Genomic DNA, 25,375 nt, shown 5'->3' with positions numbered 1-25,375 from the left:
GGAGGTCACCGCATGACACCACCGGCTCAGCCACTGATGAGCGCCGCCGACACGCTCGTCGGAGACCTTCAGGCCGCACTCCCGCACGGACGAGTGGTCGTCGACGCCGACGTGGCCCGCAGTCTCAGCCGGGATCAGGCGGCGGGGGCTCCGGTCGGAGAGCCGGCAGCCGTCGTGCGTGCCCGCAGCACCGAAGAGGTGCGCCAGGTGGTCGAGATCTGTCTGCGGCACCGCACCCCCGTGGTGGCACGCGGAGCGGGCACCGGGTTGTCCGGTGGCGCCAACGCCGTCGACGGTTGCGTGGTGCTCTCCTTGGAGGCGATGTCGGAGATCCTCGAGATCAACCCGTTGGAACGGCTGGCGGTGGTTCAGCCGGGTGTGGTCAACGACGATCTTCGAGCCGCGGTGGCGGAGCACGGGTTGTGGTATCCGCCCGATCCGGCGAGTTCTCCGTGGTCGACGCTGGGCGGCAACGTCGCCACCAACGCAGGCGGACTGTGTTGCGTCAAGTACGGCGTCACCCGCGAGTACGTCCTCCAGCTCGAGGTGGTGACCGGGTCGGCGGAGGTGGTGCGCATCGGGCGCCGAACCGCCAAGGGTGTCGCGGGCTACGACCTCGTCGGCCTGCTCGTCGGGTCCGAGGGAACCCTTGGCATCGTCACCGAGATCACGGTTCGCCTCCGCAGCTTGCCAAGCGCGCCGATCACCGTGGCGGGCTTCTTCCCGTCGCTGGTTGCCGCAGGCGTCGCGGTGCGCGCGGTCGGCGCGGCGAGCATCACCCCCTCGGCGTTGGAGCTGATGGATCGATATTGCCTACGCGCCGTTGACGATTGGAAGCAGATGGGTCTGACCGACGCGGGCGACGTGCTGTTGCTCGCCAGGGTGGACGACCCGGAGCCCACCGGCACCGCACTCGCCGACGAGATCGTCGAGCTCTTCCGCACCAGCGGCGCCAACTGGGCCGAACGGTCCACCGACGCCGCCGAGGGCGAGGCCTTGTTCGCGGCCCGTCGCCTGGCGTACCCGGCGCTCGAGCGGCTGGGGCCGGTCATCACCGAAGACGTCTGCGTGCCCAAGGAGAACGTGCCGGAGATGCTGGCCCGCATCGAGGCGCTGGCGCGTCAACACGACGTGCACATCGCGAACATCGCGCACGCCGGCGACGGCAACCTGCACCCCTTGATCATCGGACCTCCCGACGACGACGCCGACCAGTGGCGACGAATTCACGCCGCGTTCGACGGCATTCTCGATGCCGCGCTGGACCTCGGCGGCACCATCACCGGTGAGCACGGCGTCGGCTTGCTCAAGCGCGGCGGCCTGGTCAACGAACTGTCGCCGACGGTGATGGCACTGCACTGCGCCATCAAGGAAGCCCTCGACCCTGCGGGAATCCTCAACCCGGGCAAGATGTTCGAGTAGCTGGCTCGTTGCTCGCCACCGCGGGACGCAGGGCCGAGGTGACGAGGTGACGACGCAGCCGCCCACCCGAGGTCCGGAAGAGGCAGTTCATCGCCGCGACGATGCCGGAGACGTCGTCCCGGGCGGTGAGGTACGTCCAGCGGTGCGGCTCGGGAAGCGCGAAGAACTGCTCGAAGAAGGCCGGGACGTCGGTGGGTGGCATCCGCAGCAACGACTCCAAGCCGATCCGCCGGACGTGGTGCACCACACGGGCGTCGAGCGGCCACACGGTCTTCTGCGCGGCCGCCAGGGCCGCGCCGGGGTCGGCCGGCAGGTGCGTGGCGAGTGCTGAGGCGACCTGCGGTGCGAGTCGCAGGGTGCTGGCCAGGCTGAACCCCGTCGCGGGATGGATGAGCGGTGCGGCCGCACCGAAGCCGAGCACGCCGGACCCGCGGTGCCGCGGGTGATCCACCCGAAACGAGACCCGTTCGCTGCGAGCGTCATTCGGTGGCCGGACACCGTGGTGGGCCAGCCGGGCGTGCAGTCGCCGCCGCAAGGTGGACAGCGGTAGACCGGGCCGGCGCGCCAGTGAGGTCTCCTCGACCAGTACCTGGCCACCGCCGAGCGGGATGACGTAGAGGAACGTCGGCCAGCCCGTCTCGCCATGATCGGCGCGCCAGTCCATGAACAAGGCGTCGCCGGGCGTCACGAGCGGCGCGGCGGCGTCCTCGTCGACGACCAGTCCGTAGGCGGTCTGGGCAGCAGCCGGTCGGCGCGGCCTGATCCGATCCAACGGCCGCGCTCCACCCCCGGCGTCGACGACGACCGAGGCTCGCAGCTGCGACCCGTCCGCCAAGTCGACGACGCCAGCCTCAGGAGACCCGACTACACGCCCGGCGTGAACGCGTACGTCGGTCAGGCCGTCGGCAAGGTGCGCTTGCAGCGCAGGAACGTCGAGAACGGCGTATTCCCAACCCAATTGGTGCTCCGATACGGCGATCGCACGACCGGCGGCGCGCGCCGCGACCACCGACGTCGGAATGTCGGCGGGAAGTTCACCGCTCCACATGCCGTAGGTCGCCGTCCACGGCCGATTCGGGGCGGGGTCCACCAATTCGGTCGTCAATCCGAGTCGCCCGCACGCCCCGGCGAGGGCAAGGCCTGCCGGCCCGCTACCCACCACCAGAACGTCCGCGTGCGTCATCGCGCCCCGTCTCGAAAGCGTGCCCACACACTACGAAGGTAGCGGGTGTGGCGGGACGCTCAGTTCGCGGCGACCGACTCCGCCTCCCAGAGTGCCCGCCAATCGTCTTCTTCCTGCTGCTTGTCGTGATGGAGTTCGGCCGAGGGTGCGGTGAGGTGGATCGCTGGGTGGGGGAGACCGAAGAAGTCGCCCTTGCCTTGGGCCGAGGTGTGCGATCCGGTGTCGATGAAGCAGTAGCCCTCACCGGAGAGGGGATTCGCGTGGTCGGTCTTGCCGAGGTACAGCAAGACGTTCTGCGCTGCCGCGGCCGCACCGTTCTTGGCGAAGATCGCGGCTTTGGGAAGAGGGCGCCCGGAGGGGGACGTCACGGTCGTCGCGTCGCCGATCGCGAAGATCCCTTGGTGCGCAGTCTGCATGGTGGCGGCGTCGACGGTGATCCAGCCCTCTCCGTCGAGGGTGACGGCGGGCCGGTGCGGCGGGACGAAGACGAGGAGGTCGAAGTCGGCCACCGAGCCGTCGGCGAATTCGACGCGTCGACGATCGCCGTCGACCTTCTCCACACTGCTCTCGCCGTGGAACTCGATGCCGTTGCCGGCGAGCATGGTGATGAGCTCCTGACCCGCGTAGGGGCCGGCCGATGGCATCGGCTGCTTCTCCGGACTGTAGACGTCGATAGTCGTCGCCGAACGGGAACCGTTGTCCTGCAGCAGGTCTGCGGCAAGCAGTGCGCCTTCGTACGGGGCGACCGGGCACCGGTAGGGTGCCGACGTGACGAGGAACATCAGCTTCCCGCCGGTGAAACTGGTCAGTGCGCGGTGGGCGTCTGCGGCGGCTGCAGCGCTGTAGTAGTGCACGGCCGTTCCACCGTCGACGGCCCGTTGCAGCCCGGGGACCGCGTCGACGGCGTTGCGTGCGCCGGTGGCGATGACCAGGGCGTCGAAGGAGATGACGGTCGAATCCGCGAGCGTGACGGTGCGCTGTTCGGCATCGACGCGCTGAACGGACCCGGCCACGGTGTGAATGCCTTGCAGGGCTTCGGCATTCGGCCGAATGGGGATGCTGTCTTCTTCGCGCCATCCGCGCATCACCCACGGCAGCGTGAAACCGAGGAAGTGGGAGAAGTCCTCGTCGACGATCGTGACGTCGACGTCGGCCATCGAGATGCCGGTGGCGGCGAGTTCCTTGAGGACGCTGAGGCCGCCGATGCCGGCGCCGAGGATGACCAGTTGCTTGTTGCTCGTCATGTTCCTACCTTCTCTTCCAGAATGGACTTCGGCGGGGTGTCGAAGCTTGGGTCTCGGGGTGACCGCCGCACCACTGGGCGGCGGCCACCCCCCGTTTCACCGCGTCGACGTGGCGGCCACATCCCGACCAGGTGGTCTTTCCGCAGGTGCGGCATTTCACTGCGTGACACATGGCTGGTCCTCTAGTCGTGAGCCGGGCGAGGGCGCTGCAGTTGGGTGAACGAGCTGGTAGCCGCCAGCGTCGCGAGGGCTGTGAACAGCGGCGCAGTCTGATCGTCGGTGGGGACGGAGGTCAGCACCGGTCCGAAGAAGGCATGTCCGCCGACGGACACGATGGGACTACCGCCGGTCTCGCCGAGGGCGGTCTGTCCGCAGGCGTGGGACGTCGCCACCAGCTCGTCGAGGGACGAGTCCGTCAGCGCGGAAGCGGAAACGCCACCGGCGTTGGCACTGGTGAGCACCTTCGTGACCAGGTCGTCATCGACGACCCCGGGCGACTGGTCGAAGTAGTGCTCACCGAAGGTGAAGTAGCCTGCGGACAGGCCTGCCGATCCTGTCTCGCGGCGGACGGCGGCCATTAGCCTGCCGATGCGGCGTGAGTCGGACATGCGCGCCTGCTGTTGCGGTGGAAGCTCCCGGCCCTCGTTGAGGATCGCCAGGCTCGCCAGCTGCCAGTCGATCTCGAAACCGACTGCGTCACTTGCCTTGACGAGCCAGCGGGCGGTGTTCCAGGAGAAGGGGCACACCGGGTCGAGCCATATGGTCACTGACGCGGTTCGGGGATCCGTCTCGTCGTGAAATTCGGTCATTGTCGTACGTCCTTTCGTAGCGCTTCCGGGTTGGGCGTCACGCCAAACTGAGGAACAACTTCTCCAACTGTTCGATGGTCATCGCCGGAGCGCCGGCCGCGCCGACGTTCGGCTGGTCGAGGCAATCGCGCAAGCCGGTGGCGATGATCTTGAATCCCGCCCGGTCGAGCGCCTTGGACACCGCCGCGAGCTGGGTGACGACGTCTTGGCAGTTGCGACCCTGCTCGATCATGGCGATCACCCCGGCCAGCTGACCGTGTGCACGGCGGAGGCGGTTGAGGGTGGCGTTGATGTCAGCGCTGTGGTGCGCGGTGATCGGCTCGTTCTTCTCCATGGGGTCATTTATACCATACCCCGTATGGTATAAATCCTCTGTCGGCCTGTCGCCGGATGCCGCATACGTGGCGGGGGTCCCGGGTCCGGGTCGTCCGCCGCGCCTATACATCGGAAAGCAGTGATGAAATCGATAACCGCCGTGATCAAACGGTTTTGGGTAGTGCTGATCGTCGTGGTGGCCGTCATGGTCGCCGGTGTCGTGGTCTCGCGCCTGCGTGGGTTCTTCGGATCGGATCTGCCGGCGTCGGCCGGTGAGGCAGGGACGGACGTCATCGTGGCGTTCAACCGTAAGACGGTGACCTACGAGGTCGTCGGTCCACCGGGAGCCTCTGGTTCGGTGAGTTACCTCGACGTAGACGGGCGGACTCGCGAGGCGAGCTTCACCGAGTTGCCGTGGTCGGTGTCGGTGACCACCACTGATCCCGGTGTGTTCGCGAACCTCGTTGCCCAGGCAGACGTCTGGACACTGGGCTGCCGGATTCTGGTCAACGGCAAGGTCACCGCCGAACAGCACGCATCCGGGCGCGATGCGCAGGCATTCTGCTTGGACAAGTCCGCATGAGCACCCACGGTGGCCAGTCGCGCACTGCCCGGGTCATCCGGGTGGCAGCGATCCCGATCATTCTCGCTTGGGTGGCGGTGACAGCCGCCCTGAACCTGCTGGTACCCCAGATCGAGGTGGTGGGGCAGCAGAATGCGGTGTCGTCGTCTCCGCCGGATGCCCCCGCGGTCGAGGCGGCCAAGGCGATGGGCAAGAAGTTCGGCGAATTCACCTCCGACAGCGTGGCCATGGTCGTGCTGGTCGGCGACCAACCGCTGGGCGACGCGGCTCACCGCTATTACGACACCCTGGTCGACAAGCTGCAGATGGACACCGTCCACGTCGAACACATCCAGAACTTCTGGGGTGACCTGGTCACCGCGGCCGGCGTGCAGAGCAGCGACGGCAAGGCCGCGTACGTGCAACTAAACCTGGCAGGTGACCAGGGCAGCACCCAGGGCAACGCCTCGGTCGAGTCGGTGCGCGACATCGTGGACCGCACCGCGGCGCCCCCGGGGGTGCGGGCCTACGTGACCGGGCCGGCACCACTGACCACCGACACCGCCCTTGCCGGTGACAAGAGCATGGTGATGATGATGGCTGTCACGATGGCCGTGATCACCATCATGTTGCTGATCGTGTACCGCTCGATCAGCACGGTGCTGCTCATCCTCGCGATGGTCGGCGTCGAGATGGGCACTGCGCGCGGCGTGGTCGCGCTGCTGGGCCACGCCAAGCTCCTCGACTTCTCCACCTTCGCGGTCAGCCTGCTCACCGCGTTGGCAATCGCCGCCGGAACCGACTACGCCATCTTCCTCATCGGGCGTTACCACGAGGCGCGACAGTCGGGCGAAGACCCAGAGACGGCGTACTACAGCGCATTTCGCGGCGTGGCACACGTCATCCTGGGTTCCGGGTTGACCATTGCCGGCGCGGTGCTGTGCCTGCGACTGACCCGGTTGACCTACTTCAAATCGCTGGCCATCCCGTCGGCGGTCGGCGTGGTCGTCGTCGTCGCCGCAGCGATGACAGTGGGACCGGCGATCCTTGCCGTGGCGAGCAGGTTCGGGCTGCTCGAACCCAAACGCGCGATGAAGACCAGGGGCTGGCGTCGCATCGGAACGGCGACGGTCCGCTGGCCCGTTCCCATCTTGGCCGTGGCGACTGCCATTGCCGTCCTGGGAATCCTTGCGGTTCCCGGCTATACGACGAGTTACGAGGACCGCCACTACATTCCCGAGACGGTGCCCTCCAACGAGGGATACAACGCAGCCGAGAAGCACTTCAGCGCGGCACGGCTCAATCCCGACATCATGATGGTCGAATCCGACCATGACATGCGCAACCCCAGCGACATGATCGTGTTGGACAAGATCGCCAAGAAGCTGTTCGAGATTCGCGGAATCGCCATGGTACAGAGCATCACCCGGCCGCTGGGATCCCCGATCGCACACAGCTCCATTCCGTATCAGGTGAGCATGCAGTCGGTGCCGATCACCCAGAACCTTCAGTTCCTGAAGACCCGGATCGACGACATGGACACGATGGCCACCGACCTCGGCACCATGATCACGTCAATGCAAACCATGCACACGATGATGACCCGGTTCTCCGACGCCACCGGTCGCACGGTCACCGACATGTCCGCAATGAAGGACTCCGTGGACCAGATGCGCAACCACCTCGCCGACTTCGACGACGCGGTGCGTCCACTGCGCAATTACTTCTACTGGGAGCCCAACTGTTTCAACATCCCGGTGTGCTGGGGAGCCCGGTCGGCGTTCGACGCCGTCGACGGCGTCGACGGATTCAGCGACGACATGGGAGCCCTTATCAAGGACTTCGGCGACATCGACGCACTCACCCCGCAGCTGGCCGCGCAGCTGCCGCCCATCATCGCCACCGCCACCACCATGCAGCAGACCCTGCAGGCCATCCACACCACGTTCGCCGGATTGTTCGACCAAATGCAACAGCTGACCGACACCGCAACCGCGATGGGACAGGCCTTCGACGCCTCCAAGAGCGCCGACTACTTCTACCTTCCACCAGAAGTGTTCCAGAACGCGGATTTTCAACGCGGGCTGAAGCTGTTCCTCTCCCCGGACGGCAAGGCGGCGCGTCTGATCATCACCCATGACGTGGATCCGGCGACCGAGGAAGGCATTTCGGTGGTGGACGACGAGATCATCGCCGCCCACGAAGCGATCAAGGGGACCCTGCTGGCCGAAGCGAAGGTCTCGCTCACCGGTACGGCGGCCACCTACCGGGACATCCAGAGTGGCGCCAAGTATGACCTGATGATCGCCGCCTTCGCCGCGATCGTGCTCATCTTCCTGGTCATGCTGCTCATCACCCGCGCCTTGGTGGCGTCCTTGGTGATCGTCGGCACCATCGTGGTGTCGCTCGGTGCGTCGTTCGGGTTGTCGGTGCTGATCTGGGAGCGCATCATCGGCATGGACATGCACTGGATCGTGCTCGCCTTTTCGGTGATCATCCTGTTGGCGGTGGGCTCGGACTACAACCTGCTCCTGGTGTCACGGTTCAAGGAGGAGGTGGGGGCGGGAATCAAGACCGGCATCATCCGGACGATGGGCAGCACCGGAAGCGTGGTGACCGCCGCCGGGTTGGTCTTCGCCTTCACGATGGCATCGATGCTGGCCAGCGACCTGCGCCACATCGGGCAAGCAGGATCGACGATCGGACTCGGGTTGCTGTTCGACACCCTGATCGTGCGGTCCCTGATGACGCCGTCGATCGCGGCGATCCTCGGTCGGTGGTTCTGGTGGCCGCTGGACATCCCGAACCGCCCGCGCCGCAAGGACGTCCGAGGCGTCGCAGGCGCAGTGCCGGACGCGCCGACGGTCGCAAGCGGATAGCCGGAGCCGCCTACTCGGGTGACCCGTCGGTGCGTGCGGACCACTCGGGCGTCCGCTCGCGGGTGGCCGCGCGGAGTGCCCCACGCGTGCGGTCGGCGTCGAAGTCCTTGCCGTACACCGGAGTTCCGGGCTGCTGCCGCCAGGACTCGGATATCGGCCCTGCGTCAACCGGTTCGAACCCAAGTTGGTCGACGACCCCGTGCACCAGTTCACGGCCGGGACCGTCCTGACCTGCCACGGGCAGCGCGATGCGGTTCGCCGCATCGCTCGGTTTTCCGTTCTCGAGCAGGTGCTTCCACCAAATTCCGTTGAATACCTTGTACACCGGTGCGCCGATCTGCTCCGCGACCCACGCGCTCTCGACCTGGCCGTCCTCGATCGCCGCGATCTGACCGTCGCGTTGCTGGGGGTAGTAGTTGTTGGTCTCGATCACCGGGGCGCCCGGCGTGCGGGCGTCGACGATTCCGTCGGCGAGGTCGGGCACGTTCTTCTGGGGGATGCTCACGATGACGAGATCCGCGTCGGTCGCGGCGTCCCGAGCCCACACCGCGGTCGCGCCGGTTTCGGCCGCGAGCTCTGCGAGTGTCTCCGGCGACCGTGAATTCGAGACGGCAACCTCGTGTCCCAGTTCGCGCAAGCGGCGTGTCAACGTGCCGCCAATCTGTCCTGCGCCGATGATTCCGATCTTCATGCATCGCCTCCGCGAGTTGGTGACAGCCCCGTTGCGGCAACGCCGGTCGTAGCCGGCCTATTCCAGACCGGCCGGTAGGACATTGGGAGCTCTAGGGTCTCAATCGACCACTTCTATGTATTTCACACCGTCCAATCGGAGTCCTACGGTGGAGCGATGACCGACGTCGTGATCTGCCATCCGCTACGCACACCGGTCGGCCGAATGGGCGGCGTCCTCGCCTCGCTGTCCGCCGCCGAGCTGGCCACGATCGCGCTCAAGGCGCTCGTCGCCCGCTCCGGCCTGGGGGAGGGTGACGTCGACGACGTTGTTCTCGGCAACGGCTACCCCAACGGCGAAGCGCCGGCCATCGGACGAATCGCGGCGCTGGATGCGGGACTCGGCACCGGCGTGCCCGGTCTGCAAATCGACCGCCGCTGCGGCTCGGGCCTGCAGGCGGTGCTGTACGCCGCGGGGCAGGTCGCCACCGGCGCGGCTCGCGTCGTGGTGGCAGGCGGTGCTGAATCGATGTCCAACGTCGAGCACTACGCCCTCGGGCTGCGCAGCGGCGTCCGCCAGGGCGGCATCGCTCTGCTGGATCGTCTCGACCGGGCCCGCGAAACAGCTGGTGGCACGACATATCCCGTCCCCGGCGGGATGATCGAGACCGCCGAGAACCTGCGCCGCCAGTACGGCATCACCAGGGAGGAGCAGGACGAGCTTTCGGTCCGCTCGCACCGCCGCGCCGTCGCCGCCCACGAGGCGGGACGGTTCGCCGACGAACTCGTCCCCGTCACCGTTCCAGGGACGCGGGGCAGACCCGACACCGTCGTCGACCGCGACGAGCATCCGCGAGCCGACATCACCGTCGAACGTTTGGCCGCGCTGCGCCCCATGCGCATCAAGGTCGACGACCAGTCGACGGTGACCGCCGGAAACGCCTCCGGCCAAAACGACGGCGCCGCAATCTGCATCGTCACCACCCGCGCCGAAGCCGACAAACGAGGTCTGACCCCGATGCTGGCGCTGCGGTCGTGGGCCGTCACCGGCTGCGCACCCGACGTCATGGGCATCGGCCCGGTGAGTGCTTCGGCCGCCGCCCTCGATCGGGCCGGGCTCACCCTCGACGACGTCGACCTGATCGAACTCAACGAGGCGTTCGCCGCCCAAGCACTCGCGGTGTTGTCGGAGTGGAAGGTCGACCCGCTCGACGATCGCGTCAACCCGAACGGCTCGGGAATCTCTCTCGGTCACCCCATCGGGGCCACCGGCGCCCGCATTCTGGCGACCGCGGCGTTCGAAGCGCGACGCCGCGACGCGCGGTTCGTTCTCGAGACCATGTGCATCGGCGGTGGCCAGGGGTTGGCGGCGGTGTTCGAGACGGTCCGGTGAGAACTGGCCACTGCCGATGCGAACGACTAACTGCGCCAGTCGGTTTCGGTGTTGCCACTGTTCCGGCGTATTGACGCTGCTAGCGGGTTGTCGCCGCGACGGTCAGTCGCCAGCCGCCAGAGCAGCCGTGGCGGCGACCAACGCCCGGAGGCAAGAGGCCTCGGCGGCGTCGTCGGGATGGACGAGGTGCTGGACGGTGAGGCCGTCGAAGCCGGCGTGGAAGAAGCGGGCGATGGCGTCGGCGGGCTGAGCGAGCTGGCGGTCGGCTCGTGCCGCAGCCTCCTCGATCAGCCGTGATGTCACGGCGAGTACGCCGGTGTAGTGGTCCTGGACGACGGTGCCGAGGCGAGGGGTGCGCAGTGCGTACATGGTGAGCTCGCTGAGGAGCTGATGACTGGTCGGCTGTTCGCGGACCGTCTGCCAGAGCGCCGAGGCGAGGGTGCCCAGCGCCCGGTCGAAGTCCGGGTCCTGTGGTGCGGCCTGCTCGACTTGGGCGACCAGCTGCTCGGTGAGCTGCTCCATGACCGCGTGGTAGAGCTCCTCCTTGTTGCCGAACGTGTAGTGCACGGTGGCCTGGGCAACCCCTAGTTCGGCGGCGATGGCACGGGTGCTGGCGGCGGCTACACCTTCCCTGGTCATGAGATCGATTGCCGCCCGTATCAATTGGGGGCGACGCTCGGTCACCGGGACATGTGCCATGAGTTGATCCTAACGATCCGGCTGGCTACCCGGCCCAGACGTCTTCGACGTAGCGCTGAGACTTGACGAGCGAGTCCAGCCACGCGGCGGCCTCCCCGACTCCCGCGTCGGTGTGCTTGCGGTACACCGAGATGACGGCGGCACGGACCGCCGGCGCCATGCGGCGGCCGTCGCCGCAGACGTAGACGCGCCCGCCGCCCTGCAGGACCGCCCACACCTCGTCGGATTCTCGTTCGATGCGGTCCTGCACGAACCGGACACCGTCCCGGGGGGAGTGCATGAAGGCCGGTCGCAAGTCGACGACCCCCGCCGCGTGCGCCGCCTCGAGCTCCGCCCGGTGCAGGAAGTCGACCTCTGGTGCGTCACATCCGAAGTAGCACAATAGTGTTCCGACTACCTGATGGTGGAGCCGATCGAGGATGGCACCACGAAATGGCGCCAGTCCGGTGCCTGCGCTGACCGCGATGACGGGAATCGAGGCATCAGACGGCAGCCGGAACGCGTCGCAGCACGGCAGCACCCTGGCCTGGACGACGTCACCGGCCTCGGCCGTCTGCAGGTGGTGCGACGCGATGCCGGTGTACATGCCGTCGCCGCGGCGATGCGGGGCGGTCAGCAGCGACACCATGACGTCCACCTCGCCGGGCGTGGTCTCCGACGACGAGGAGATGGAGTAGTGCCGCGGTCGCAGTACTGGCAGCACCTCGAGGAACTCCTCGAAGGGCAACGCGCACGCGGGGTGGCGCTCCATCAGGTCGAGGACACTTCGCCGGGGCTGGGTCACCTGCTCGTCGAAGTCCGCTTGCGGTGCGGACGCTAGGTCAGAAAGCGGGCGTCCTTCGGGTGGGCATGGGATGTGGGCCGCCAGCGTCGCCACCTGCTGTCGAGTTGCGGGATCCTGTAATTCGACGAACTCGGTCAGCAAGTGGCGCAGGGTCAACGGACGGTCAACGGGCAACGCGTTGCGGCTCTGGCGTCGTACCCGGATCGTGACGGTGCGGTCCAGGTCGAGGTCGAACCGGTCGGCGACGCGTGCGACGAGGGAGTCGGGATTGCGGGGGAGCACGGCGAGGTGGTCGCCGGTGCGGTAACCGACGCCGTCGGGCAGCCGTAGCTTTAGGAACCGCTTCGACCTGCCGAGAGGATGGGTGACGTCGACCAGCTCGCGCGCCTCCAACACCTGCATCGGTCGCACGCCGTGACGGGCCGCCAGTTGCCCGGTTGCCGAGTCGGCGGCGTCCAACACTTCGTAGAGCGATTGGTGTTCGGCTGCAATCGTTTCCGAGTTGGCGGGGCCACCGGCGTTCGGTTCGATGAGCGCGTCCCACAGCCCCGCAGTCCATCGGTCTACGACGCCCGTCAGGTCGGCGGAGGCGTCTGCCGCGCCGCGAGCCACCACGGGGGCGGCGCCGGCCGCGGCCAGGCGCTCGTCGATCAGCGTGGGAATGCGCTGATACGTGCCGGCCCAGTTGCGGTCCCCGATGCCGAGCACGGCGTACCGCACGCCCTGCAGCGAGCCGGGCACCAGGCGCTCGAGCCAGTCGACGAACGCGGCCGCGTCGTCGGTGGGGCGCCCGTTGTAGGACGCGGCGACGATCACGACGACGCCGCCGTCGGCGGATAGCGCGCCTACGGCTTCGTCTAGGGACGCGACGGCGGTGGTGAAGCCGAGGTCGCTGCCGCCGTCGGCGAGGTCGCGGGCAATGCCTACGCAGGTGCCCAGGTTGGAGCCGTGCAAGACGGTCAGTGCCGTGCCGGAGGCGGGACGGCGGGCGACGTCGCGGTGCCGCCGCATGGGGTCGACCACGGCGATCGGTGCCGCACGCTCGTCGTCGGTACGACGTGCGATGCCCACCGTGAATCCGTCAGGCTTGATGGTGAGGGTCTGCTTGAGCTTCAGTTGGTAGTTCGCGTGATCGTTGAGCCGGTAGCGGTGTACCAGCAGGCCGAGCACCAGAGTTGCCTCGTGCAGGGCGAATTGGCGTCCGATGCAGGCCCGTTCGCCGGTGCCGAAGGGCTTGAACAGGTGGGCAGGCCGCGACTCCTCGCGGCGGGTGGTGAAGCGGTCGGGGTCGAAGGACTCGACGTTGTCGCCCCAGGCGGGGTCGCGGTGGAGCGCCGGCGTGAGCACCATCAGGGTCTCGCCCTTGCCGACCGCGTACTTGCCGCCGATGACGGTGTCCTCCCGAGGCTCCACCGCGTAGGACGGAGCCGTCGGCCACAGGCGCAGGCTCTCGTTGAGCACCTGCCGGATGTAGGTCAGCTTGCCGACGTCCTCGTACCGCGGTCCAGGGTCGTCCACGCTACCCCACATCGAGTCCACCTCGGCACGTGCACGGGCCAGCGCGGCTGGATGCTTCGTCAGGTAGTACAGCGCGAACGACATTGCGCCGCTGGTGGTTTCGTGCCCGGCGATGAGGAAGGTGATGACCTGGTGCCGGATGTTGACGTCGTCGAGCGGTTCGCCGGTTCGGGCATCCGGGGTGTGGAGCATCCGGCCCAACAGGTCGTCCATTCCGGTGTCGCCCAAGGCCCTGCGCCGCATGACCACGTCGTCCACTAGGGCGTTCATCGAACGGACGTCCTCGTCGAACTGGCGAGCCCGCCGCCACCTGAGCACCTCCGTGCCCGGGATCGACTCGCCCGTGGCCTGAGCGAATGCCAGCGCACGCCCCATGGCTCCCACGAACGGGTGCGGCTCCTCGCGGCCGAACGAGTCGAAGTCGTGCCGGAACCCGCAGAGGCCGATGGTGTCGAACGTCAGCCGCGTCATGTCGGCGACCACGTCCACCGGCTGGTCGCCGGCGCGATCCCACTTGGCCAGCAGGCTCCTTGCGACCCGCAGCATCGTGGTGTGGTAGCCGCGCATGGCGGACAGGGAGAACGCCGGCATCAGGATGTCGTGAGCCTTGGCCCAGTTGGGTTCGTCGTTGAAGGCTGTGAACAGTCCGTCGGCGCCGATCCGGCGTAGATAGACCAAGTCGGCGTGCACGTTCTTCCGGAATCGGCGCTCGTCGGACAGTTCGGTGACCAGGTCCAGGCCGGAGACGATGGTGACCTCGGTGCCGAAGATGCGCAGCTTGAACAGCGGCCCGAGCTCCTTCGCCTCGGCCATCAGATGCAGCAGTCCGTCGGCGCCGGCGGGGATGCCGAGCGCGTGGCCGACGAAGGGCAGGGCGGCGCGCTCGGGGATCGCCTGCATCGACGGGGCATTGGCAGTGGTCATGGCGGACGTCCTCGGGTGGGTCGGGGTGGTGGAACCCACCGTACATACGACATGGTCATACGACAATGTCGACTGACTAAGTTCGGCGACGGCCCGCGCGGCGGTCCGAGCGGGCACCATGGAGGGCGACTCGACCGGCGAGCGCAGGAGACGGCTATGGCGGAACCACCTGGCAGCTCCGGTGATGGTCTGTTCGCCGGAACCGCTTGGCATTACGCGCGATACCGCCCCGGCTACCCGGACGTGTTCTTCGCCGACGTCGTCGCGCGGTTCCGACTCGACGGCACCGGGCGACTACTGGACCTCGGCTGCGGCACCGGTCAGCTGACCGTCCCGCTCGCACGAAACGTCACCGAAGCGCTTGGTGTGGACCCCGAGCCCGAGATGCTCGTCGAAGCCGCCAACCGCGCTCGCGAGTCGAACGTCACCAATGTGGCTTGGGCGCAGGGAAGCTCAGAGGACCTCCCCGGTGAGTTTGGACGTTTCAACCTGGTCACCATGGGGCGGTCATTTCACTGGATGAACCGTGAACGAGTCCTGACGGCCCTCGACGGCATGGTCGACGCAGACGGTGGAGTCGTGATGGCCAACGACAGCTGCCTCGTCCGACCGACGACGGCGTGGCAGCGGGCCGTCGAGGACCTCCAGTCCCGCTTCTTGCCGCCCGACGCGTTACCCAGCCCGAGCCCAGCGTCCTCGGGCGAGTCGCACGAGTCGATAATGTCCCGCTCCCCATTTCCCAACGTGCACCGGGTGATTCACGAGTTCACGCGCGAGTGGACGGTCGACCGGATCATCGGGTATCTCTACTCCACCTCGCTGCCGCTTCGCCGACTGCTCGGCGAGAGGCGAGCGGCCTTCGAGCAGGACGTCGCCGCGGCCTTGCTCGCGATCGAACCCAGCGGACGGTTCGTCGAACCCGTCTTCCTCGTGGTGCACACGGCAACCAGGGGATAGGCACGGCCACCGCCCGGCGCGTCTACCGGATCGAGGCGAGGCGGCCCGCGCAGCGCTGACCGGACGATTTGATCGCGAGCGATTGCTTGCGCTGAATCGTAACTAATAAGTCGCGGCGGCCCCGCCCGACGCAGGCGGTACCGTACGCTCGGAGATCGATCGGAGAGGCGGGTCGCCATGGCGCGGGTGCGAAATCAGGATGCGCGTCGCAACCAACTCGTCTCGGCCGCGATCGACGTCATCGCCAACCGTGGGGTCGGCGGCATGCGGGTCAAGGACATCGCCACCGCCGCGGAGATCTCGCCGAGACTGGTGGCGTACTACTACCCGGAGATCGAGGACCTCGTCGACGAGGTCTACCGCAACGCCGTGGACCGGTACTACTGGCAGCGGCTGGATGCCATCAGCAAGCTCGACGATCCGCGTGACCGGTTGGTCAACCTCATCGAATCGGGACTGCCCGCCGGTGACGACGACATGCTGAACCGGGCACTGTACGAGTTGGCCGTCAACGCAGGTCGTGACCCTTCGCACGGGACGCTTCTGACCCTGCTGTTCGACCGCGAAGTGTCGCTCTACGTCGCCGTACTCGAGGCGGGCAGCGCGTCGGGGGCGTTCGAGCTGACCGAACCGGTGCTGTCCATCGCGCAGAACTTCGTTGCACTCGAAGACGCGTACGGAATGCATCTGAACGGCGGCAACTCGTCGCTGGACCCGTCGGTGGCCGCCGGCCTGATGCGGTCCTACGCGCGTTCGGTTACCCGCGCCGACATCTAGCTGCCGCCGCTTTCCGCGTGCTGGTTCAGCGCGTCAGTCCACGAGCTGGTCGCGTCGCCGCGCCGCGTCGCCGACCCCTCGGCTCCCGCCACCCCTTGACGGCGCCGCGATGTAGGGGCATTCTTTGCGTTCAAGCGCAGAGAATGTGAGAGAGGCTACGGAATCCATGGAATGTGACGGCGGCAGGACGGGCTTCTATCACGACGAACTCTGTCTATGGCACAGCACGGGTGAAGCCGTTCTCTTCCTCCCCGTCGGCGGTTGGCTGCAACCCCTTGCCGGCGGCGGGCATCCCGAGTCGCCGGAGACCAAGCGCCGACTGAAGGCCCTCCTCGACGTGTCCGGCCTGACCAGCCAGCTCGCGGTCAGCAGCGCCGAACCTGCGACCGTCGACGACCTGCTGCGCGTGCACACTGCCGACTACGTCGAGCGCTTTCAAACCCTCAGCGCGGGTCGCGGCGGCGAGATCGGACCCGAGGCGCTGTTCTCTCGTGGCGGCTTCGACATCGCGTCCCTGTCGGCGGGACTGGCCAAGAGGGCCGTCGTCGACGTGCTCGAGGGCGTGCGGCGCAACGCATACTCGCTGTCGCGCCCGCCCGGGCACCACTGCCTGCCCGACAGCGGGATGGGATTCTGCCTACTCGCCAACATTCCCATCGCAATCGAAGCGGCGAAGGCGAGCCACGGTCTCGGTAAGGTGGCGATCCTCGACTGGGACGTCCACCACGGCAACGGAACTCAACACATCTACTACCAGCGCGACGACGTGCTCGCGATATCGCTGCACCAGGAGAACTGCTTTCCGGTCGACACCGGAGCAGTCGACGAGCTCGGCGACGGGCCCGGAAGGGGATTCAACCTCAACGTGCCCCTGCCGCCGGGCTCCGGTCACGACACCTATCTGCACGCCATGCGGACGATCGTGGTTCCGGCTCTGGAGGACTTCCGGCCCGATCTCATCGTGGTGGCCAGCGGCCTCGACGCCAACGCGGTCGACCCCCTCGCGCGACAACTGCTGCACGCCGGCTCCTTTCGTGAGATGACCCGCATGGTCAAAGACGTCGCCGACGAAGTGTGCGGCGGTCGGCTGGTCGTCGTGCACGAGGGCGGCTACGCCGAATCCGCCGTTCCCTTCTGCGGTTTGGCAATCGTCGAAACGCTCTCGGGCATCCGCACCGACGTCGTCGACCCCTTCGAGGAGACCTTCGTCGCGCAACAGCCGACGGCACGCGTCGTCGAATACCAAACCGCGATCGTCGACGACATCGCACGCGAACTCCGCAAGAACCGCACCCCCGCCAACTGAGAGGACAGCGTCACCCATGACCGACACCATCGAGAGTTCGGAAACATCCGCTCCGACCGACGAATCAACGAGCGACCTCGGGCGGCTGGCCCAGCGCCACCTCGTCATGAGCTTCACCCCGGGATCGGCCTACACCGACGCTCCACCGCCGGTCATGGTGCGCGGCGATGGCAGCCGGCTCTGGGATTCGGAGGGCCGCGAGTACATCGACGCCCTCGCCGGATTGTTCTGCGTCAACGTCGGATACAGCTTCGGCGGCGAGATCGGGGACGCTGTACGCGATCAGATGGCCGAGCTGCCCTACTACACCAACTGGGGAGTGGCACATCCCCCGGCGGTGAAGCTGGCCGCCAAGATCGCCGAACTGGCGCCACCCGGTCTGGACCGCGTGTACTTCACCTCCGGCGGAGGGGAGTCCAACGAGGCGGCCATCAAGCTGATCAGGCAGTATCACCAGGCGCGCGGCGAACACTCGCGGATCAAGTTCATCTCGCGGCGCGCGGCCTATCACGGAACCTCGTTCGGAGCCCTGTCGCTGAACGGTATGACCAACCTGCGCAAGCAATTCGAGCCCCTGATGTACGGGTCTCGGCACATCACCAACTGCAAGCGTTACAAGCGTCCCGCGGGCGAGACCGAAAAGCAGTTCACCGAGTCGCTCCTGCGCGAGATCGAGACCCTGATCGTGCAGGAAGGACCTGACACCGTCGCCGGCATCTTTCTCGAACCGATGCAGAATGCCGGTGGGTCGTTGGTCCCACCAGCGGGGTTCCACGACGGGGTGCGCGAGATCTGCGACCGGCACGGCATCGTGCTGGTGGCCGACGAGGTCATCTGCGGATTCGGCCGGCTCGGCGAGTGGTTCGGTTCGACGCGATTCAACGTACGACCCGACATCATCACCTTCGCCAAGGGCGTCTCGTCGGCACACGCACCCCTGGGAGGCATGATCACCAAGAGCGAGATCCTCGACACCGTCAACAATGGGCCCGACGGTATGTATCTGCACGGCTTGACCTTTGGCGGACATCCCGCGGCGTGTGCCGCGGGGCTGGCCAACATCGCAGTGATGGAGCGCGAAGACGTCCTCGGCAACGTCAAGCGCAACGAGGCGTACTTCCGCGCCCAACTGGACACGTTGCTCGACCAGCGTCTCGTTGGCGACGTCCGTGGCGCCGGCTATCACTACTCGTTGGAGTTGGTCACCGACAAGGAACGGTGCACGTGGTCGGCGGCGACGACGGCGAATGACTTCGTCCACACCATCCTGGCGCCCGCGCTGTTCGACGCCGGAATCCTTTGTCGCACTGCGGTAGACCACGAAGGCACACCGCTGGTGCAGTTCTCACCGCCATTGGTGTTCAGCCGCAGGGACATCGACGAACTGGTGGGGCGTCTCGGCCGGATCCTGGAGGTACTCGCCGACCGCGTGCTGTAGCCAGCCGACACGTACCGTTCGCCCGCACCCGACTTGGGTGCGGGCGAATTGTGTTGTTCAACAACGGACTCAAGTCGTACATTAGGGCGGCCGGTGCCAAATATGCACTGCTGCAACCGGTATCGGAATATCCGATCTTCTAATCAGGAAAAGCGTCCTTTACAGATCGCGGTGTTGCCCGCAGTGTCATACCTCACAGGAGCAGCACCGCTCGCCGACCAATCAAGCAAAGGCGCGACAGATGGCCTCAGGCAACTCAATTGAAGTAGGGGCGGGCGAGCGCACCGCTCGTGCCGCCAGCGAGACCAAGAATCTCCAAAAGTCGCTCGGGCGACTGGACATCATCTTCCTCATCGTCGCCGCCGTGGTGTCGATCGAGGTGCTCGGCCAGGTGTCGAGCTTCGGCGGGCAGACGTTCACGTGGGCGCTGGTCCTCGCCGTCTTCTTCCTGCTGCCCTACGGTCTGATCTTCGCCGAGATCGGCAGCACCTTCACCGACGAGGGCGGCGTCTACGTCTGGGTGCGGCGCGCGTTCGGTCGACCGCTCGCCGCGTTGGCCTCGTTGTTGACGTGGGTGACGCAACCCGTATGGGTGGGCGGCTCCTGCACGTTCATCGCTGCGGAGGTGGTCAGCACCTACGTCGTCCACTTCGAGCACGGATCGCCAACCGACTACCTCTTCAAGACCGTGTTCGTCTGGATGACGGTGCTCGCAGCGGTCGTCAGTCTGCGCCATGGCAAGTGGATCCCGAACGTGGGCGCCATCCTGAAGATCTCGTTCCTGGTGATCTTCATCGTGACGGCGGGGATGTACGCCGCACGCAACGGGTTCGCGGGCCTGACCGCTGGTGACTTCTCTCCGACGCTCGCCGGCCTTCTCGGCGTGACGCCGCTGCTGCTGTTCTCCTACCTCGGGTTCGAGTCGGGAAACAGTGCGGCCGAAGAGATGAAGAAGCCGGCGCGCGACGTGCCGATCGCCATTGCACGCTCCTCGGCGATCGCGGCCGCCGCATACCTGCTCCCGATCGCGGCCATCCTGTTGGTGGTGCCGGCTGACCAGATCACCGGGATCGGCGGTCTCATGGAGGCGGTCGCCACCGTGTTCGGCGTCTACGGCTCGGCCGCCCCGGTCATGATGACGGTGAGCGGAATCGTCTTCGCGCTGGTGTTGATGACCCAAGGTGCCGCCTGGATGATCATCAGCGACCGGATGCAGGCGATGGCCGCAGCCGACGGCGCGTTCTTCGGTGGGTTCTTCGGCCGATTTCATCCGAAGTTGGGGACGCCGCTGCGCGTCAACCTGATGTCCGGTGTGGTCGGCACGGTCTTCATGCTGGCCGCGATGGCGGTGCAAGGTTCGGCCGCTGCGGTCTTCGGTGTGGTGCTGACCATTTCGGTGTCGACGTTCCTCCTGAGCTACCTGATCTCGATTCCTGCCGCGGTGCGTCTGCGTACGGCGTTCCCCGACGTGGTCCGGCCGTTCAAGGTGCCGGTCTCGGACAACGTGTTCCGAGCCATGGGTGCGCTGTGCTTCGCCTGGGTGGCGCTCGGCAGCTGGGTGGCCGTGTTTCCCGGCACGCTCGACCGGCTGTTCGGCCTCGACTACGACTTCGAGGAGACGTGGGGCGTCAGCATGTGGGTGTTCGAGCTCTTCACCCTTGGCACCCTTGCAGCCCTGGCGGCGTTGGGGATCGTGGGCTACCTGACGGCCAAGCCGCTGCGGGTGGAGGTCCGGCGCAGTGATCGGAGCCCGTTGGCGCGGGAACCGTCCGCGCTGGTCGTCGAACAGGGGCGAGCAGGCATCTGACCTGCTAGATCTCAAAAACCGATGCAATTGCCCGGTTCTTTGTGATTTACCTGTCCTAGCAGGCCATCAATACTCGGGTGATCGAGGTCACCACCTCGCGAAAACCGCCGTCGTCGAAAGTCGGAACCCATGACTGCACCCGTCCCCAGCCCCGACGCCGTCGAGCGCAGGACAATCGAGCACATTCCGGTAGACGAACGTCACGGTCGAGCCCGCGACCTCTTCACCGTGTGGTTCGGATCCAACATCATGTTGTTGACGATCATCACCGGAGCGCTCGCCACCACCGTGTTCGGGCTGCCGCTGTGGGCCGGCGCGTTGTCGGTGGTGCTCGGCAACGTGATCGGCGCCGTCGTGATGGCCCTGCACGCCGCCCAGGGTCCGCAAATGGGGGTGCCGCAAATGCTGCAGACCCGCGCCCAGTTCGGCTCCTACGGAAGCCTTCTCGTCGTCGTGCTGGTCGTGTTCATGTACCTGGGCTTCTTCGCGTCCAACGCCGTGCTCGGCGGCCAGGCGCTGGCCAAGGTCACCGGGCTGCCGCCGAATTGGTCCATCGTCATCATCGGACTGATCAGCGTGGTGGCAACGATGGTCGGCTACCGGCTCATCCACCGCGTGACCGCGGTGCTTTCCATCGTCGCTGGCGGCGCGCTACTCGTCGCGTTCGTCTGGATCGTCGGAGTCAACGGCGTGCCGGACGGAACGTGGCACACCGACGGCTTCTCGTGGGCCGGCTTCATGGCGACCTTGTCGGTGGCTGCCCTGTGGCAGATCGCCTATGCACCATACGTTTCCGACTACACCAGGTATATGCCGCGCGACACCGGCCAGCGGGCCGCGTTCTGGGGCACCTACTCTGGCTGCGTCCTCGGCTCGGTCTTGCCCATGCTCCTCGGTGTGCTGGTTGGCGCGGCGCTGCCGGACGACGACACCATGGACGGCCTGTCCGCGTTGACCCACGGTGTCAGCACGGGGGTCTTCGCGATCTTCGCCATCGGCATCACCGCGACGAACGCCATGAACCTCTACTGCGGCACGTTGTCGACGATCACCGTCGGCCAGAACGTCTTTCCGAAGTGGCACCCCGGAGCCGGAAGCCGCGCAGTGGTGTCAGTGGTGCTCTTCGTCATCGCCCTGATCCCCGCACTGGTCAGTGCCGACGACTTCCTCGCCAACTACGCTAGCTTCTTGGCCCTGCTGCTTTGCGTCCTCATCCCGTGGACTGCGGTGAACCTCGTCGACTACTACCTGCTGCGCCACGGCGACTACGACATCGACGCGTTGTTCGAACGCGACGGCGGGCGGTACGGCCGCTTCAACTGGGTGGCCATCGGCTGCTACTTCGCAGGAATCCTGGTGCAGATCCCCTTCCTGTCCACGGCCCTGTTCACCGGTTTCGTCGCCTCCGCGATCGGCGGAGTCGACGTCTCCTGGATCGTCGGCTTGGCCGTCATCTGCCCGCTCTACTACGTCTTGATGAAGCCCCGCATCGCCACGGCGCCCCTCGTGCGCCAGCAGGAATCCGTCGCGTGACGGACGCGGACTACCTGATCGTCGGCGGCGGCACCGCCGGATGCATCGTCGCCGCCCGGCTGTCCGAGGATCCCGGCGTGACGGTGACCGTCGTCGAACCGGGCCCCACCGACGCCGACGAACCACGCGCACTGGACATTCGGCGGTGGGCGGAGATGCTCGAGGGTGAGTACGACCTCGACTACCGCAGCATCGCCCAGCAGCGCGGCAACTCGCACATCAGGCAGGCCAGGATGCGCATTCTCGGCGGCTGTTCGACGGCGAACACCATGATCACGTGGCGTCCGTTGCCCGCCGACCTCGACGAATGGGCCGCCCTTGGCGCCGACGGCTGGGACGCGGCGACGGTGAACCGGTACTACGAGCGCATCGCGGCACCCATCACGCCGGTGTCGACCGTTGACCAGAACCCGTACGTGGCCGACGTCGTCACCTCGGCGAGGGCGGCCCTCGACCTGCCTGCGCGCACCGCCTGGAACAGCGATCCCGACTTCGCCGAAACCGGCAGGGGCGCCGGCTTCTTCGAGATCGGATACACCCCGGAGACGCATCTGCGTTCCTCGACGTCGGTGCACTACCTGCACGACGCCATCCGCACCCGCCCGAACCTACGTGTCCGGCACGGCTTGCAGGCGGTGAAGGTGCTCGTCGAGAACGGACGGGCGGTCGGCGTTCTGGTGCGTGACGGCGACGGTGAGGAGTCCGAGCTGCGGGCCGGCCGCGAGACGGTGCTGTGCTGCGGAGCCGTCGACACGCCGAAGTTGTTGCAGTTGTCCGGTATTGGCCCGGCGACGGTTCTCGCCGATGCCGGCGTCGAGGTAGTCGTCGACAGCCCGGGTGTCGGAGAGAACCTGATGGACCACGCCGAGGGGTTGATCGTGTGGGAGGCGCGGCGCGAGGTCCCGAGTACCTGCGCCACCGGCTGGGACGCGGGGGCAGCCATTCGACTGCACGACGACGGCCCCGCACGGCCCGACGTGTTGATGCACTTCCCCGTCGAGGCCGTCGCCGACCATGCCGTCACCTACGGGACGGAACTGCCGGAGCGCATCGTGTCGATCGCGCCCAACGTCGCGAAGCCCAAGAGCCGGGGGCGGGTCTGGATCACGACCGACGACGCCGCTGCCGCGCCGAGCATCGACTACGGCTACTTCACCGATCCCGACGGCGTCGACGAGGCGACCCTGATCGCCGGCGTCAGGCTGGCGCGGCGGATCGCCGCACAGTCGCCGATGTCGGACTGGATCGGTCGGGAGGTCTTCCCCGGCGCCCACCTGACCACCGACGACGAACTGTCGGCACCGCTGCGTGCGACGCACCAGACCGTCTACCACGTGTCGGGGACGTGCCGGATGGGCGCTGCGGACGACCCGATGGCCGTGCTGGATTCGCGACTCCGCGTGCGTGGCGTCGCGGGGTTGCGGGTCGTCGACGCCTCGATCTTCCCGACCATCCCGTCGGTGAACCCGGTGGGAACGATCATGACCGTCGCCGAGCGGGCCTGCGACCTGATCGCCGAGGACGCCGGCCGGCTGATCGCCCTCTCCTAGAAGGCGATCCACGTGGTCTTGAGTCCGGTGTACTTGTCCAGCGCGTGCAGGGACAGATCGCGGCCGAACCCGGATTGCTTGAAGCCGCCGAACGGCGTCTGAGCGCTCAGCGCGTCGACGGTGTTGACCGACACCGTGCCGGCTCGCAGCGCGGCGGCGACCGTGTGTGCGCGGCGCAGGTCGGTGGTCCACACCGAGGCGGCCAGGCCGTAGGCGCTGTCGTTCGCCATCCGGATCGCCTGGTCCTCGTCGTCGAAGGTCTGCACGGCGAGCACCGGGCCGAACACTTCGTCGGTGACCAGTTCGTCGGTCGGGCCGAGGCCAGTGACGACGGTCGGTTCGACGAAGCAGCCGTCGCCGACCCGCTGCCCGCCAACTCGGACGTCGGCGTAGGCACGGGCGCGGTCGACGAATCCGAGGACGCGGTCGGTGTGGTCGGCGTCCACGATCGCGCCCTGCACTGCCGTCGGATCCAGCGGATTGCCCGGGGACATCGTGGCGGCGCGGGCGATGAGGTCGGCGACGAACTCGTCGGCGATCGACTTCTGCACCAGCAGTCGGGAATTGGACGAGCACACGGCGCCCTGGTTGTAGAACGCGCCGAAGAGCGCCTTCTCGACGGCTGCGTCGAGGTCGGCGTCGGCGAACACCAGATTCGGACTCTTGCCGCCGCATTCCAGCCAGACCTGCTTCATGTTGGAGTCCGCGGCGTAACGCAGGAACTGCTTGCCGGTGGCGGTCGATCCGGTGAACGCGAGGACGTCGACGTCGGGGTGCAGGCCAAGCGCGGCGCCTGCGGTCTGGCCAAGGCCGGGGACGACGTTGAACACGCCGCTGGGAAGGCCGGCCTCGACTGCCAGTTCCGCCAGCCGCAGCGAGGACAGCGGCGCGCGTTCGGAAGGCTTGAGCACCACGGAGTTTCCGGCGGCGAGCGCCGGCGCGACCTTCCACACGGCGAGGTCGAGCGGGAAGTTCCACGGGGTCACCGCGCCGACGACACCGAGCGGCTCGCGGGTGACGAGCGCGAGATTCCCCGGTTCGGTGGGTGCGATCTCGCCGTTGACCTTGTCGAGGGCCTCGCCGTAGTAGGCGAAGAGTCCTGCGGCCGATGGCACGTCGACGGTGAAGGCCTCGGAGACCAGCTTGCCCATGTCCATCGAATCGAGGAGCGCAAGTTCAACCCGGTGCTCGTCGATCAGTGCCGCGAGGCGCAGCAGGACTCCCTTGCGCTCACTGATCGAACTGCGCGACCACCCGCCGTCGTCGAAGGCGTGGCGGGCCGAGGTGACCGCGAGGTCGACGTCCGCGGCCTGAGCCGACGCCACGGCGGCGATCACGGTGCCCGTGGCGGGGTTGACGCTGTCGAAGGTGGCGCCGGACTCGGCGGGCCGAAACTCGCCGTCGACGAAGATGCCGTCGCGTGGCCGCACGTCTGCGGCGGAGCGGGTCCACTCGGCCAGGGTCGCGGGCTGGGCTGCTGCAGTGGTCATCTGGTGGTCTCCTTCGCCGCCGCGACCGAAGGGCCGCGTTGTCGGTTCCACCCTGCAATGAAGCAGTACAGCTGTACAGCCGGTCTTTCCGAACCGTAGGATCGGTTTACCTGATG

18 protein-coding genes and 1 pseudogene are annotated in these 25,375 nt (G+C 67.1%); 11 read left to right on the top strand and 8 right to left on the bottom strand.

Features of this window, described 5'->3' with window-relative positions:
* The first annotated feature begins 12 nt into the window (after positions 1-12).
* Positions 13-1,422 (top strand): FAD-binding oxidoreductase, encoded by a 1,410-nt coding sequence (locus B1790_RS00470; protein WP_233164859.1) that lies wholly within the window; start codon positions 13-15, stop codon positions 1,420-1,422.
* Here B1790_RS00470 and B1790_RS00465 read toward each other — a convergent pair.
* The 4 genes from B1790_RS00465 to B1790_RS00450 all read right to left on the bottom strand — a co-directional run bounded on the left by B1790_RS00465 (position 1,397) and on the right by B1790_RS00450 (position 4,992).
* Positions 1,397-2,605: a lycopene cyclase family protein gene (locus B1790_RS00465; protein ID WP_079921168.1), complete on the bottom strand. Its 1,209-nt coding sequence runs from the start codon at positions 2,603-2,605 to the stop codon at positions 1,397-1,399. The genes B1790_RS00470 and B1790_RS00465 overlap by 26 nt on opposite strands.
* A 59-nt stretch (positions 2,606-2,664) precedes the next feature.
* Positions 2,665-3,849, bottom strand: coding sequence for an NAD(P)/FAD-dependent oxidoreductase (locus B1790_RS00460; RefSeq protein ID WP_079921167.1), 1,185 nt, complete (start codon positions 3,847-3,849; stop codon positions 2,665-2,667).
* Between the two features lie 182 nt (positions 3,850-4,031).
* A complete protein-coding gene (locus tag B1790_RS00455; RefSeq protein ID WP_079921166.1) occupies positions 4,032-4,658 on the bottom strand; it encodes a hypothetical protein in 627 nt (208 codons plus the stop codon).
* Between the two features lie 37 nt (positions 4,659-4,695).
* Positions 4,696-4,992: a metal-sensitive transcriptional regulator gene (locus B1790_RS00450; RefSeq protein ID WP_079921165.1), complete on the bottom strand. Its 297-nt coding sequence runs from the start codon at positions 4,990-4,992 to the stop codon at positions 4,696-4,698.
* Positions 4,993-5,115: 123 nt separating this feature from the next.
* Here B1790_RS00450 and B1790_RS00445 point away from each other — a divergent pair, with 123 nt between their 5' ends.
* Positions 5,116-5,556, top strand: a complete 441-nt coding sequence (locus B1790_RS00445; protein WP_079921164.1) for an MmpS family transport accessory protein — start codon at positions 5,116-5,118, stop codon at positions 5,554-5,556.
* The gene (locus B1790_RS00440) at positions 5,553-8,414 is read left to right on the top strand and encodes an RND family transporter (RefSeq protein WP_079921163.1); all 2,862 of its coding nucleotides are present in this window, start codon (positions 5,553-5,555) and stop codon (positions 8,412-8,414) included. Before B1790_RS00445 ends, B1790_RS00440 begins: the two co-directional genes overlap by 4 nt.
* A 10-nt stretch (positions 8,415-8,424) precedes the next feature.
* Here the strand turns inward: B1790_RS00440 and B1790_RS00435 are convergent.
* Positions 8,425-9,108 (bottom strand): annotated as a pseudogene (locus B1790_RS00435) (NADPH-dependent F420 reductase); the annotation flags it as partial.
* Positions 9,109-9,261: 153 nt separating this feature from the next.
* Here B1790_RS00435 and B1790_RS00430 point away from each other — a divergent pair.
* Positions 9,262-10,476 (top strand): acetyl-CoA C-acetyltransferase, encoded by a 1,215-nt coding sequence (locus tag B1790_RS00430; RefSeq protein ID WP_079921161.1) that lies wholly within the window; start codon positions 9,262-9,264, stop codon positions 10,474-10,476.
* Between the two features lie 102 nt (positions 10,477-10,578).
* Here the strand turns inward: B1790_RS00430 and B1790_RS00425 are convergent, their stop codons facing one another.
* On the bottom strand, positions 10,579-11,175 hold the full coding sequence (locus tag B1790_RS00425; RefSeq protein WP_079921160.1) for a TetR/AcrR family transcriptional regulator: 597 nt from the start codon (positions 11,173-11,175) through the stop codon (positions 10,579-10,581).
* A gap of 25 nt (positions 11,176-11,200) precedes the next feature.
* Complete coding sequence (locus tag B1790_RS00420) at positions 11,201-14,401, bottom strand: bifunctional cytochrome P450/NADPH--P450 reductase (protein WP_079921303.1); 3,201 nt, start codon at positions 14,399-14,401, stop codon at positions 11,201-11,203.
* Positions 14,402-14,557: 156 nt separating this feature from the next.
* Between B1790_RS00420 and B1790_RS00415 the strand changes: the two genes are divergently transcribed.
* The 7 genes from B1790_RS00415 (at position 14,558) to B1790_RS00385 (ending at position 23,769) form a co-directional block, all read left to right on the top strand.
* Positions 14,558-15,358, top strand: a complete 801-nt coding sequence (locus B1790_RS00415) for a class I SAM-dependent methyltransferase (RefSeq protein WP_079921159.1) — start codon at positions 14,558-14,560, stop codon at positions 15,356-15,358.
* A 177-nt stretch (positions 15,359-15,535) separates the two neighbouring features.
* On the top strand, positions 15,536-16,135 hold the full coding sequence (locus B1790_RS00410; protein WP_079921158.1) for a TetR/AcrR family transcriptional regulator: 600 nt from the start codon (positions 15,536-15,538) through the stop codon (positions 16,133-16,135).
* A gap of 145 nt (positions 16,136-16,280) precedes the next feature.
* Entirely contained in the window at positions 16,281-17,441 is a 1,161-nt protein-coding gene (locus B1790_RS00405) for a class II histone deacetylase (protein WP_198951868.1), read from the top strand.
* Positions 17,442-17,457: 16 nt separating this feature from the next.
* Positions 17,458-18,879 (top strand): aspartate aminotransferase family protein, encoded by a 1,422-nt coding sequence (locus B1790_RS00400; protein WP_079921156.1) that lies wholly within the window; start codon positions 17,458-17,460, stop codon positions 18,877-18,879.
* Positions 18,880-19,120: 241 nt separating this feature from the next.
* A complete protein-coding gene (locus B1790_RS00395; RefSeq protein ID WP_079921155.1) occupies positions 19,121-20,686 on the top strand; it encodes an APC family permease in 1,566 nt (521 codons plus the stop codon).
* Between the two features lie 129 nt (positions 20,687-20,815).
* Positions 20,816-22,219 carry a cytosine permease gene (locus tag B1790_RS00390; RefSeq protein WP_079921154.1) on the top strand — a complete coding sequence of 468 codons (1,404 nt, stop codon included), beginning with the start codon at positions 20,816-20,818 and terminating at the stop codon, positions 22,217-22,219.
* Positions 22,216-23,769 carry a GMC family oxidoreductase gene (locus tag B1790_RS00385; RefSeq protein ID WP_079921153.1) on the top strand — a complete coding sequence of 518 codons (1,554 nt, stop codon included), beginning with the start codon at positions 22,216-22,218 and terminating at the stop codon, positions 23,767-23,769. Before B1790_RS00390 ends, B1790_RS00385 begins: the two co-directional genes overlap by 4 nt.
* On the opposite strand, the gene B1790_RS00380 is transcribed toward B1790_RS00385, so the two are convergent.
* The gene (locus B1790_RS00380) at positions 23,766-25,259 is read right to left on the bottom strand and encodes an aldehyde dehydrogenase (RefSeq protein ID WP_079921152.1); all 1,494 of its coding nucleotides are present in this window, start codon (positions 25,257-25,259) and stop codon (positions 23,766-23,768) included. The two genes, B1790_RS00385 and B1790_RS00380, sit on opposite strands and share 4 nt — an antisense overlap.
* Between the last annotated feature and the right edge of the window lie 116 nt (positions 25,260-25,375).

Source organism: Mycobacterium sp. AT1 (assembly GCF_002043095.1).
GTDB lineage: Bacteria > Actinomycetota > Actinomycetes > Mycobacteriales > Mycobacteriaceae > Mycobacterium.
Note: the sequence above shows the minus strand (reverse complement) of the source record. Positions and strands in the feature narration are given on the sequence as shown.